Source organism: Shewanella sp. 10N.286.52.E4, from assembly GCF_041468785.1.
GTDB lineage: Bacteria > Pseudomonadota > Gammaproteobacteria > Enterobacterales > Shewanellaceae > Shewanella > Shewanella electrodiphila.
This window is the reverse complement of record NZ_JBFRJJ010000005.1, coordinates 67,505-79,866: the sequence shown is the minus strand read 5'-3', so window position 1 is coordinate 79,866 and position 12,362 is coordinate 67,505. Positions and strand designations below refer to the sequence as shown.

Genomic DNA, 12,362 nt, shown 5'->3' with positions numbered 1-12,362 from the left:
ATCAATCCTTACTCGTCCCAAGAACGGCCGTCTTTAGTAATAAGAGCAACTGAAGCAACTGGGCCCCAAGTGCCTGCAGGGTAAGGCTTTGGCTTTTCGCCGCCGTTTTCCCAAGAATTCATGATGCCGTCAACCCAAGTCCATGCTTCTTCAACTTCATCACGACGAACGAATAAGGCTTGGTTACCAATCATGGCTTCTAATAACAAACGTTCATAAGCATCTGCAATGCGTTCGTTTTTGAAAGTATCGGTGAAACTTAAATCAAGCTTGGTAGTTTGAATGCGCTGTTTCTCTTCCAAACCAGGCACTTTATTCATCATTTGAATTTCAACGCCTTCATGAGGCTGTAGACGAATCGTTAATTTATTTGGAGGCAAATTACGCATGCTGTCGCGATATAAGTTCAACGGTGGATTTTTAAAGTAAACCACAATTTCAGAACTCTTAAATGGCATACGCTTACCACTACGTAAGTAGAAAGGTACGCCTGCCCAACGCCAGTTATCAATATCAACACGCAGTGCTACAAAAGTTTCAGTACTTGATTTAACGTTTGCACCTTCTTCTTCAAGGTAACCAGGTACTGGGCTGCCTTTTAAGAAACCAGCGGTGTATTGACCGCGCACAGTATTCTCAAAAACGTTATATGGTGTGATTGGACGCAATGATTTAAGGACTTTTACCTTTTCATCACGAATGCTGTCAGCATCAAGATTGACTGGAGGATCCATTGCAACAAGGGTTAACACTTGTAATAAATGGTTTTGGATCATGTCACGCATTTGACCTGCAGTATCAAAATAACCCCAACGGCCTTCAATACCCACTTCTTCAGCGACAGTGATTTGTACATGATCAATGGTTCGGTTATCCCACTTCGATGCAAATAAAGAATTTGCAAAACGAAGTGCTATCAGATTTTGTACTGTTTCTTTACCTAAGTAATGGTCAATACGGTAAACCTGATTTTCATTGAAATACTCAGATACTTTATTATTGATAACTTTTGAAGACTCAAGACAAGTACCAATTGGCTTTTCAAGCACGATACGCGTATCAGAGTGAATAAGATTTTGTTCATTAAGACAACGACAGATATCGCCGAAGATAGAAGGAGGTGTTGCAAAATAACTTACCATGACACGCTTAGTAGGCTCTAATAAGTCATGGAATGCTTTATAGCCTTCAGCTTCTGTAAAGTTAGTGCCGATGTAATGGCAACGAGCAATAAATCTTTCTAGGGTTTCTTCACACAATTTGTCTTTAACAAATGTGTTTAACGCTTTATGTACTAAGGCGACAAACTCTTCATGAGTGAAGGCATCTTTAGCGACACCAATCACTTTCGTATCTTTATCTAGCAGGTTTGCTTTATCTAATTGATAAAGTGAAGGCAGTAATTTACGTCTCGCGAGATCGCCCTTCGTACCAAAAAGTACAAAATCGCAAGCCTTAGCCCCTGATGATGAGTTACTCATTGCTTTACATACTCCTTTATATTGTGTGCTCATTGGCTATTATTTTGTGCTGCCGATGATTTAAAACACACTTTTGTTGTAATATAACAACAGAAATAGATTTGTGCATCTATAATTTGAAAATATTCGTTTGTCTTGTATCTAGCCTTTTTAACATAAAACCTGATAGTATTTTGGTGATTAAATTACTCTACTATCTCTTTATAGTTACAGAATAACTCAGTAAACTGACTACATAACGTTTATAGAAGTACGAAAATTACTTCATTTACTATTAAAATGTAATTTATGATATAAAATTACATCATCCATTTTAGCGGACAATTGCTTATGAATACCCTTGAAAAGGTGCAAAAGAGCCTTACACAATTTAGTAAGTCAGAGCGTAAAGTGGCAGAAGTTATCTTATCTTCTCCACAAACAGCTATCCACTCTAGTATAGCTACGCTTGCGAAAATGGCTGACGTCAGTGAGCCAACGGTGAATCGCTTTTGTCGCCGTCTAGACACTAAAGGCTTTCCTGATTTTAAATTACATCTAGCGCAAAGTCTTGCTAACGGCACGCCTTATGTTAGCCGTCATGTCGAAGAAGATGATTCTCCAGAATCATATACAACAAAAATCTTCGAATCTTCAATGGCATCCCTTGATACAGCACGTCAAAGCCTAGATGTAGTAGCAGTTAACAAAGCAGTCGATATCCTGACTCAAGCTAAAACCATCTCGTTTTTCGGCCTAGGTGCTTCATCTTCTGTTGCTCACGATGCGCAAAATAAATTCTTCCGCTTTAATGTTCCAGTTATATGCTTTGATGATGTACTGATGCAACGAATGAGCTGCATTGGCTGTGATGAAGGTGATGTGGTCGTACTAATTTCACATACTGGACGTACCAAATCATTAATTGAAATAGCCCGTATTGCACGTGAGAACGGCGCTGCCGTGATTGGTATTACTGCACGTAATTCCCCTCTTTCACACGAATGTACTCTACCAGTGACGATGGAAGTGCCAGAAGATACAGATATGTATTTGCCTATGGCATCTCGTTTAGCACAGCTCGTCACAATTGATGTTCTGGCAACCGGGTTTACCCTTCGCAGAGGCCCACGTTTTCGGGATAATTTGAAGCGTGTTAAGGAAGTTTTAAAAGAATCACGGGTTAATAAAGATCTTACTATTTAAATATTTCCTTTAAATGACAAGACTGAAAAGCCGAACAGTATTAACTGTTCGGCCTTTTTTTTGTCTAAAGATCGATTATGTCACAAAAATAAAACACAAAAACCGTTCTTTTTGTTTGTAACTTTCCTACATAATGCCAAAATCTCTGTTAATATAGTTTCATTATATGTACCGAATTCTTTTTCTTTAAATTAACGGAGTATCTTATGTTCCGCAGAACTAAAATCGTTACTACACTTGGCCCTGCAACTGATCGTGATGACAATTTACGTAAAATCATCGCAGCGGGTGCGAATGTGGTGCGTCTTAACTTCTCACATGGTTCACCAGAAGATCATCTTAAACGTGCTACTGACGCTCGTAACATCGCTAAAGAGTTAGGTGTTCATGTCGCAGTATTAGGTGACTTACAAGGCCCTAAAATTCGTGTTTCTACTTTCAAAGATAACAAAAAAATTCAACTGAATTTAGGTGATATCTTTGTTTTAGATGCGGCATTAGGCAAAGGCGAAGGTGACGAAAAGCAAGTTGGTATTGATTACAAAGAGTTACCAAACGACGTTGTTATCGGTGACATCTTAATGCTTGATGATGGTCGTGTTCAACTTCGTGTTGATTCAGTAGACGGTCAAAAAGTTTTCACTACTGTTACTGTTGCTGGTCCTCTATCAAACAATAAAGGTATCAATAAGCAAGGTGGCGGTTTAACTGCACCAGCATTAACTGAAAAAGATAAAGCTGACATTTTAACAGCTGCTCAAATTCAAGTTGATTACCTTGCCGTTTCATTTCCACGTACAGGTGCAGATTTAGACTTAGCTCGTAAACTTGCTGAAGAAGCTGGTAGCTATGCATTAATCGTTTCAAAAGTGGAACGTGCTGAAGCTGTTGGTACTGACGAAGCAATGGACGATGTTATTAAAGCATCTGATGCTGTAATGGTTGCTCGTGGTGACTTAGGTGTTGAAATTGGCGATGCTGCATTAGTGGCTGTTCAAAAGAAACTCATTAAGCGCTCACGTCAACTTAATAAAGTTGTTATTACAGCGACGCAAATGATGGAATCAATGATTTCTAGTCCTATGCCAACACGTGCAGAAGTGATGGATGTAGCTAACGCTGTATTAGATGGCACAGATGCGGTAATGCTTTCAGCTGAAACAGCTGCCGGTGACTTCCCAGAAGAAACTGTGTTAGCAATGAGCAACGTTTGTAAAGGTGCAGAGCAACATCCTTCAGTGATGTCTTCTAAACATAGATTGGATCAAAAGTTCAATTCTATTGAAGAAACTATCGCCCTTTCTACTATGTATGCAGCTAACCACCTTGAAGGTGTTAAAGCGATTATCAGTTTGACTGAATCTGGTGAGACAACTAAATTAATGTCTCGTATCAGTTCGTCATTACCTATTTTTGCGCTGTCACGTCATCAAAAGACGTTAGCAAAGCTTGCATTATTCCGTGGTGTAATGCCAGTTCAGTTTGACTCTACAGCAGTCGCTGCCGATGCATTAGCTTCTGAAGCACTAAAAGCTGTCGCTAAAGCTGGTTACCTTAAATCAGGTGACATGGTCTTAATGACTAAAGGTGATGCGATGGAAACAGTTGGCGGCACAAACACTTGTAAAGTGTTAGTCGTAGCTTAGTTGATTTTGTAACTACATTTACATCAAGCTCAATGGTAATTAACTCGCTATTTAGCTTCATAAAAAAACCACCTCAATGAGGTGGTTTTTTATTACGTGTGTTTTAATCTTTCAAATAACATTAATTATAGTGATTCAAAATCATTCACATTAATCGCAGCTAAACGTTTTGTATCAGCATCAACCAATTGGTCGTACTCTTGCTGATCAATTACATGGTTTTCTAACGCCTCACTGAAACTAGCTAGAGCAGGAAGTTTTGGCGTGAGTTCACCTGCCTTCTGTGCTTTTCTCAAGCGAGCATATAAATGCTTACACTCAATCTTTGCAAGAAAAGCTTGTTCAACTTCAGCAATACCACTCTTATCCCCTTCAAAATCAGCACATAAGAAAGTAATACGATCCCTTGCTGGTGATGGTTGTAAGAAGTTGTCTGCTAATGTCGTCGCTTGTTTATCTGATGGCGCATTAAAATGATTGCCTAATGGGAATATAATCACTTTCAATAATATGCCAACAAGCTTACTTGGGAAGTTACGTGTTGCTTCATGAAGCGCTTTAGCCGCAAGATGTAAACGTTCTGTCATTACATAATGCACAATCGGCAAATCGTCTTGTTGACGGCCGTTGTCTTCAAATTGCTTTAAAGTGGCAGATGCTAAATAAAGTTGGCTAAGTACATCACCCATACGCGCAGAAATCATTTCTTTACGCTTTAAGTCACCGCCCATTATTAGCATAGACAAATCCGTCATGATGGCTAAACCCGATGATAATCGGCTCATGTCTTTGTAATACTGCTGCGTGGTACCACTCACTGGCGATGAATTAGTTTTACTGGCTGTTAATGCATTAAAGAACGCCATAGCACCATTACGTGCTGCGTAGCCCATATGACCCATCAACAAAGCATCAAAACGGTTAATGGCTGCTTTTTGATCTTCCATCACTGCCGTTTCCATTTCAGCAAGGACATAAGGATGACAACGTGTTGCTCCTTGACCAAAAATCATCAGAGAACGAGTGAGGATGTTTGCGCCTTCAACCGTTATCGAAATTGGGCTAGACATGTATGCATGACCTAAGTAATTTTTAGCGCCAAGCTGAATACCCTTACCTGATTGAATATCCATTGCATCTTCAACCACATCTCGACCCAGTTCAGTCATATGGTATTTTGCAATAGCCGTTACTACTGACGGTTTAACCTTAAGGTCAATACCTGTTGTCGTTAAACAACGCGCGGCTTCAAGTTGATAAGTATTAGCAATGATACGGGCTAAAGCTTCTTGTACGCCTTCAAACTTACCAATTGGCATGCCAAATTGTTGTCTCACATAACTGTAAGCAGTTGTTGTTTTAGTCGCCATTTGCGCTGATGCCGTGGCAAGTGCAGGTAGAGAAATACCGCGACCAGCTGATAAACACTCAACCAACATTCTCCAACCTTTACCGGCAAATTGAGGGCCACCAATAATCCAATCAAGGGGGATAAATACATCCTTACCTGTGGTGGTGCCATTCATAAATGCCATCATGAGTGGGTTATGGCGACGGCCTATTTCAACCCCTTCATGATCGGTAGGAATTAACGCACAAGTTATACCAATGTTTTGTTCATCACCTAATAAACCTTCAGGATCGCGCATTTGAAACGCTAATCCGAGTACGGTCGCAACAGGTGCTAAAGTGATATAGCGTTTATCCCAAGTTAAACTTAATCCTAGGGTATCTTCACCATTAAACTCACGACGACAAACGATACCAACATCTGGAATAGCACCAGCATCTGAACCTGCTTCAGGGCCAGTTAACGCAAAACACGGCAATTCTTCACCAACCGCTAATGCTGGTAACCAACGCTCTTTTTGCTCTTGAGTACCATAGTGAGTCAATAATTCACCAGGCCCCAGTGAATTAGGAACCATAACTGTCACAGCAGCACTGATACTTCTGGTAGCAATTTTACTTACAATAGTTGAATTCGCATAAGCAGAGAACTCACGACCACCAAACTTTTTAGGGATAATTAAGGCGAAAAAACCTTCTTTTTTAAAGTAATCCCATAATTCAGGAGGTAGATCTTTACGATTATGAACAATGTCATAATCGTCAATCATTGTGAGAGCTGTCATCACTTGATTGTTAATAAAGTCTTGTTCTTCAGCAGAGAGTGTTGGTTTGCCGTAGTTATGTAACGTATTCCAGTTAGGGTTACCACGGAATAACTCACCTTCCCACCACACATCGCCAGCTTCCATAGCTTCTTTTTCAGTACTTGAGAGCGGTGGTAACACTTTTTTGAAAAAACTAAAAACAGGACGAGTAATAAAACGCATCCTTAAATTTCGGACACCAAATAGCACAATCAGTGCTATTAAAACTAGTATGAGGACAGTCATGTTAATCCCTTATTCCTTTGCTAAAATGGGTACTGAAACGCCAGCTGCCATATATGGTATGACTTTACGTATAATTGCTTCGGTATCGTTATGTTCACCATAATCTGCTGCAGCAATTTCATTTAATGCATCTGCAGAAGCCATAGTGAAAACAATTGTGCCTAAGGTAAAGTGTAGACGCCAAAACATTTCTGCAGGCGGAATATGCGGCGCACTTGCTGAAACCGCTTTTACGAACGCTTCTAAATATTGTCCATAATGCGTTGTGATAAACCAACGCAAATGACCTTGACTCTCAATATAACCACGACCTAACAACTGTAGAAAAATCGTTGTTCCACCATGACGTACCTGATTGAGTTCCAGCAAGGGCTTAATTAGCGATGAAAATATTTCATTCAAATTAGCAAGCTCTGGATTTTTAAATAACCTTTGTATTTCAGCTGCTGCACTAGGCATAAACACATCTAAGTAGCGTGCTAACACCGCTCGAATGAGTTCTTTCTTTGAACCAAAATGATAGTTAACGGATGCCAAATTGACTTCAGCTTTACTGGTAATTAACCTTAACGATGTTTCTGAAAAGCCTCTTTCGGCAAATAATTTTTCAGCGGCATCAAGAATTCTTGTTTTTGTATCTGTTCTGCTTGCCATTCCATGACCCATTTCAATTAAAACACTCGTTTAAATTAAACATTGAGCGCACACTTGTCAATCTAATTTACTGTTAACAGACTAAGTTAATAGCAGGTTTATAGGCATCACAGCGGGTTCTGTTAACTTATATGCAATATAAGCCTTATTTATGTAAACTAACGCCGACAATAAAAATAAGGAAAACGATAAGATGAAACACCCTTTTAAACAGCCGTCCAAAATTGCATTGGTTATTTCAATTGCATTAGGGCTTACTGCCTGCCAACAAGCAGAAGAAGAAATCATCACTTCAACAGCGGAAGTTCAAAATACTGTTATTAAAGCAACATCAACAATTGATAGTGAATCAGCAATTAAGTTTATTAATCAAGCAGAAGCTGAGTTGGCTCAATTGTCTATAGAAGGCGCTCGTACTGAATGGGTATATAGTAACTTTATTACTGAAGATACAGCCGCACTCTCAGCTGCTATTGGTGAGAAAATGACTTCTCGCTCAGTTAGCTTTGCTACCGAAGCTGCCAAATATGCCAATGTAGAACTCGATCCTGTCAATGCCCGTAAGTTACATATTCTACGCAGTAGCCTTGTTTTGCCCGCACCTCTCGATCCAGTAAAGAATGCAGAACTTGCACAAATCAGTTCAGAATTAAACGGCTTATATGGCAAAGGGAAATACTGTTTTGATGATGGACGTTGTCTCACGCAGCCTGAACTTTCAGCGTTAATGGCAGAGTCTCAAGATCCCGCTGTATTATTAGAGGCTTGGCAAGGTTGGCGTGAAATAGCTAAGCCGATGCGCCCTTTGTTTGAACGAGAAGTTGAACTTGCTAATGAAGGCGCTAGAGACTTAGGTTTTGCTGATCTATCTGAATTATGGCGTAGTCAATATGATATGAAACCAGACGACTTTTCTGCAGAACTCGATAGATTATGGGGTGACATTAAGCCTTTATATGATTCTCTACATTGTTACGTACGAGGCGAGTTAAACGAGCAATATGGTGATGACATAGCACCTAAGCAAGGTCCAATTCCTGCTCATCTATTGGGTAACATGTGGGCACAGCAATGGGGAACCATATACAATTCAGTGGCACCTGAAGATGCTGATCCAGGTTATGATGTAACAGCCCTACTTGCTGCAAATAATTATGACGAAATTAAAATGGTTGAACAAGCTGAAGGCTTTTTCTCATCTCTTGGTTTCGATGAATTACCAGATACTTTTTGGACACGTTCCCTTTTTGTTCAACCCAAAGATCGTGATGTCGTTTGTCATGCATCGGCTTGGGATTTAGACAACGAAGATGATATTCGTATTAAGATGTGTATTCAAAAAACTGCTGAAGACTTTACTGTTATTCATCATGAGCTTGGCCACAATTATTATCAACGAGCCTATAAAAACCAGCCTCATTTATTTAAAGGCTCTGCCAATGATGGTTTCCATGAAGCTATTGGCGATACCATCGCATTATCAATCACCCCAAGCTACTTAAAACAAATAGGCTTACTTGACGAGGTACCTGATGCTTCTAAAGACATCGGTCTATTATTAAAACAAGCACTCGATAAAATTGCTTTTATGCCATTTGGCTTAATGATTGATCAGTGGCGCTGGAAAGTCTTCAATGGCGAAATATCACCTGAACAATACAACCAAGCTTGGTGGGATTTACGTGAAAAATATCAAGGTGTGGCTGCACCGATAGCACGTACAGAAGCTGATTTCGATCCCGGAGCTAAATACCACGTACCAGGTAACGTGCCTTATACACGCTATTTCTTAGCTCATGTACTTCAATTCCAATTTCACAAATCGTTATGTGACATTGCTGGTAATGAAGGCCCTGTCCACCGATGCAGTATTTACGGCAACAAAGAAGCTGGCGAGAAGTTAAATCAAATGCTAGAAGCTGGACTCAGTCAGCCTTGGCCTGAAGCACTGAATATTGTTACTGGTACTAAGTCAATGGATGCTAAAGCGGTACTGGATTATTTTGCACCATTGCAGGTTTGGCTTGATGAGCAGAATAAAACCGAAAATCGTCAATGCGGTTGGTAATCGAGTCAATATAGATACACCTATTGGTTTTGGTAAATAATCAAAACATTAAAGAGCACCTAATTAAGGTGCTCTTTTTGTAGCTACAGTAATATTTAGCCTTAAATCAATTCTAGGCACATTAACCTGATGACTGCTAATGTCAGTCTTTGCATATCCTAATCAATTAATATAAATCGAATACAAATACCAACAACATAACCTTTTGCTTCTTCAATCACACAAAATCTTATTTATCCCTTTACTGAACACAACGCCACAATTTAACCAGATCAAAACAAATGAGAAACAGGTGAGCAACCAAAAGCCGCACACCTTTTAACGACATTAATATGACACCTGTTGTTATTTTGACTTATACGATCTGGATCACATAAATAGCCGTTTATGAGACAAGTCTTTGTGGTAATTTACGTTCGAACACAAAGTGAATGGAGTTACTTGTGCAGCGAATGCGTAGGTGATCCTATTACATCAACAATCCACATTCGGATTTCTGTTGATTTCAATACCGTTAAACACCCGCCTTCGTTTAAAAATATAATTAATCATTCAATTATTAATTAGCCCTTCTTCATTCTAAGTATTGTTTTCTTGAATTATTCAGGAGCAAGGAGTTTTGTGTGAAAAAAAGTAACTATGTAAAACTAAGAAATGGTCGAGCTAAACGGATCCGTAAAGGTTCGACATTAAATTATGCTAACCACAAAACTAGCATTCACTTTCTCTTCATCACTATGGCAGTGTTGTATTTCGTCATGTAAGTGCAAAGCCGGTTCAATGATGCCTTTTGTGAATAATTCAGCAACAACCCACAACATGTAAGATACTGTTAATTAACTTATTAGTTTCGACTTTAAACATTTTATAACCATCAGCTTTGCTTTATACAATATCTTTTATGAAATGTCTCACTAGTTCACATTTATGGATAAAACATAGTTATTTTTTTAGATGAAAATGACAAAGTTATTAATGGAATCAATTTCAGTAGCACTCAAACCTCAGTACTACTAACTAATATTTGAACGTGAGTGATTATTAATTAATGACTGTTATTAGTGATTGTCACCAATGGTTGTTGATTACAACTTTTTGCTTAAAAAGATTTAATCATTAGCTGTGATTGAATGCTTCTATTGAGAAGAATATTGACTCCGTTCGGTGTATCTAAGCCGCAATATCCTTTGTTTTACTTAATACAATTTAATGATCTCCAGGAGTTATGGTCGAGTCTACAAGACATCAAACCTAATCCCGCAGCCTTCTAAAACATTAAATCGGTTTCAAACAATGAAACCTAGGCACAACATGAACAAGAAAAGTTATCAAAAACACAGAAATGAACGTTCACAACGTTTAAATAACGAAAGCAGTGATAAAGCAAACAACACAACCACAATCATTATATTTGTGATTCTTATCGGTGTACTTGGCTATTTACTGATATAACTGCAGCAAAGATAAACAACACGTAAAGCCCTTTCCCACGGGCTTTATTAATCACATATTCCTAACGACATATGCATTATCTAAAGCCGCTGCCTTTGCGATTGGTTTCACTTGCTACTACGCGTTGCTGTTCAGATTTGACTAACATCACAAACAAAGCTCCTGTTCCACCTTGTTCGCGGGTTGCACTGTGAAAAGCTTGTACCTCTTCTAACTGAACTAACCAATGATTAACAGCCGACTTCATCAATCCAGCAAAAGGTTTGCTTTTAAACCCTTTGCCGTGAATAACTAATATATTTCTCTCACCTCGCCCATAGGCTTGTAAAACAGCATCGATTAACAATTCACGTGCTTGAACCAAACGATAAGCATGCAGATCTATTACAGATTTAGTTTTATATTTACCTAAACGTAAATGACGAAACACTTCTTCTTGGACACCATTGATTTTATAGCTAATGATCTCCTCTGGTTCAACCGGTAGTATCAAAGCAGGATCAACAGTAAGTTTATCCAAATACTCGTTTTGTGCTGCCGCAGCTCGTCTTGCTAACTGTGAGTCAGTCGGTAAATGAGTGGATTGAATAAAATGACTATCATTGACCTTAAGTGGCTTAACACCTGCCATTTCTTCCCAAAATAAATCACTGTCTTCTTGCTGCATCATCAACTCCTACACAATTTGTAAAGATTCCACGCTTTTGCTGCGGATTATAATAATTTATAGTGTCATCCATATCTTGAACTGCATACGCATTCATTTAAAACTCATTTTAAGAGCATTATATTTACATGAGCCATATAAAACTTTTGTTTATTTTCGTTTTATCTTTTTTCAGTCACTTTTCAACTGCTGAAACAATGACAGACAACGACTTAATTAATGCTAACTATAAAGTCTTTTCTTCAGGATTTGAAAAATTAGATCTCAACATCATTGATCAAATTTATGCTGACGATGCCGTTTACATTTCAGAAACCTTCGATAAAGAAATTGTGACAGGTAAAGAAAATATCTTATCCTTGTATAAAGTCTTTTTTAAGAAAATTGCCAAAAAATCAGCCCATATCGATGTCGATTTTAGAGTCATCAACCGAGAATTGACCGATGAAAATGCAACCGATGTAGGTTATTACTTAGTGCGTTTCCATCCCCGTAAAGAAACTGGCGAACCAACGAGTGTATTCTCAGGAAAGTTTGTTCTCGTGTCTCGTAAAGTTGGTGAGCAACAATGGCAGTTTATCGTTGATTCAAATACTAAAGTTAAACCTGATTTCTACTTCTCTGCAAAACCAAGTTCAAACTTATACTACGGGCGTCAATTTAACCCACTAATAGAATCACATGAAGAAACCACGGCTTTACATGAAAATCATCAAGAGTCTGACGAACACGACCATTAATTTGTTCATGTTCAGTCAATAAAATCGCAATTAGAAATGCCATAACGACGGTGAATCGATAAAGATA

General features: G+C 38.7%; 10 protein-coding genes. 6 read left to right on the top strand and 4 right to left on the bottom strand.

The genetic code is table 11. The features are described 5' to 3' along the window. Positions 1-8: 8 nt before the first annotated feature. On the bottom strand, positions 9-1,481 hold the full coding sequence (gene zwf / locus AB4153_RS02715; RefSeq protein WP_371996279.1) for a glucose-6-phosphate dehydrogenase: 1,473 nt from the start codon (positions 1,479-1,481) through the stop codon (positions 9-11). A gap of 330 nt (positions 1,482-1,811) precedes the next feature. Here zwf and AB4153_RS02710 point away from each other — a divergent pair, with 330 nt between their 5' ends. Together AB4153_RS02710 and pyk are read left to right on the top strand one after the other, a co-directional pair. After that, a complete protein-coding gene (locus AB4153_RS02710; RefSeq protein ID WP_076541003.1) occupies positions 1,812-2,666 on the top strand; it encodes a MurR/RpiR family transcriptional regulator in 855 nt (284 codons plus the stop codon). A 206-nt stretch (positions 2,667-2,872) separates the two neighbouring features. Continuing rightward, positions 2,873-4,312, top strand: a complete 1,440-nt coding sequence (gene pyk / locus AB4153_RS02705; protein ID WP_102527234.1) for a pyruvate kinase — start codon at positions 2,873-2,875, stop codon at positions 4,310-4,312. 125 nt (positions 4,313-4,437) lie between these two features. Here pyk and AB4153_RS02700 read toward each other — a convergent pair whose 3' ends face one another. Continuing rightward, complete coding sequence (locus AB4153_RS02700) at positions 4,438-6,714, bottom strand: acyl-CoA dehydrogenase (protein WP_371996277.1); 2,277 nt, start codon at positions 6,712-6,714, stop codon at positions 4,438-4,440. Positions 6,715-6,723: 9 nt separating this feature from the next. Then, a complete protein-coding gene (locus AB4153_RS02695; RefSeq protein ID WP_102527232.1) occupies positions 6,724-7,368 on the bottom strand; it encodes a TetR/AcrR family transcriptional regulator in 645 nt (214 codons plus the stop codon). 193 nt (positions 7,369-7,561) lie between these two features. Here AB4153_RS02695 and AB4153_RS02690 point away from each other — a divergent pair, with 193 nt between their 5' ends. The 3 genes from AB4153_RS02690 to AB4153_RS02680 all read left to right on the top strand — a co-directional run bounded on the left by AB4153_RS02690 (position 7,562) and on the right by AB4153_RS02680 (position 10,888). Then, positions 7,562-9,436, top strand: coding sequence for a M2 family metallopeptidase (locus AB4153_RS02690; RefSeq protein WP_371996275.1), 1,875 nt, complete (start codon positions 7,562-7,564; stop codon positions 9,434-9,436). A gap of 623 nt (positions 9,437-10,059) precedes the next feature. Further along, a complete protein-coding gene (locus tag AB4153_RS02685) occupies positions 10,060-10,200 on the top strand; it encodes a hypothetical protein (protein WP_157936199.1) in 141 nt (46 codons plus the stop codon). 547 nt (positions 10,201-10,747) lie between these two features. Continuing rightward, positions 10,748-10,888 carry a hypothetical protein gene (locus tag AB4153_RS02680; protein WP_371996273.1) on the top strand — a complete coding sequence of 47 codons (141 nt, stop codon included), beginning with the start codon at positions 10,748-10,750 and terminating at the stop codon, positions 10,886-10,888. A gap of 76 nt (positions 10,889-10,964) precedes the next feature. Here the strand turns inward: AB4153_RS02680 and smrA are convergent, their stop codons facing one another. Continuing rightward, the gene (smrA, locus tag AB4153_RS02675) at positions 10,965-11,555 is read right to left on the bottom strand and encodes a DNA endonuclease SmrA (RefSeq protein ID WP_371996272.1); all 591 of its coding nucleotides are present in this window, start codon (positions 11,553-11,555) and stop codon (positions 10,965-10,967) included. Between the two features lie 128 nt (positions 11,556-11,683). On the opposite strand from smrA, the gene AB4153_RS02670 reads away from it, so the two are divergent. Beyond that, the gene (locus tag AB4153_RS02670) at positions 11,684-12,295 is read left to right on the top strand and encodes a DUF4440 domain-containing protein (protein ID WP_303517189.1); all 612 of its coding nucleotides are present in this window, start codon (positions 11,684-11,686) and stop codon (positions 12,293-12,295) included. Positions 12,296-12,362 lie beyond the last annotated feature (67 nt).

What these genes read in the sequence shown, in the direction of transcription:
- zwf (WP_371996279.1), bottom strand. Translation starts at nt 1,481, where the DNA reads ATGAGTAACTCATCATCAGGGGCTAAGGCTTGCGATTTTGTACTTTTT.
- AB4153_RS02710 (WP_076541003.1), top strand. Translation starts at nt 1,812, where the DNA reads ATGAATACCCTTGAAAAGGTGCAAAAGAGCCTTACACAATTTAGTAAG.
- pyk (WP_102527234.1), top strand. Translation starts at nt 2,873, where the DNA reads ATGTTCCGCAGAACTAAAATCGTTACTACACTTGGCCCTGCAACTGAT.
- AB4153_RS02700 (WP_371996277.1), bottom strand. Translation starts at nt 6,714, where the DNA reads ATGACTGTCCTCATACTAGTTTTAATAGCACTGATTGTGCTATTTGGT.
- AB4153_RS02695 (WP_102527232.1), bottom strand. Translation starts at nt 7,368, where the DNA reads ATGGCAAGCAGAACAGATACAAAAACAAGAATTCTTGATGCCGCTGAA.
- AB4153_RS02690 (WP_371996275.1), top strand. Translation starts at nt 7,562, where the DNA reads ATGAAACACCCTTTTAAACAGCCGTCCAAAATTGCATTGGTTATTTCA.
- AB4153_RS02680 (WP_371996273.1), top strand. Translation starts at nt 10,748, where the DNA reads ATGAACAAGAAAAGTTATCAAAAACACAGAAATGAACGTTCACAACGT.
- smrA (WP_371996272.1), bottom strand. Translation starts at nt 11,555, where the DNA reads ATGCAGCAAGAAGACAGTGATTTATTTTGGGAAGAAATGGCAGGTGTT.
- AB4153_RS02670 (WP_303517189.1), top strand. Translation starts at nt 11,684, where the DNA reads ATGAGCCATATAAAACTTTTGTTTATTTTCGTTTTATCTTTTTTCAGT.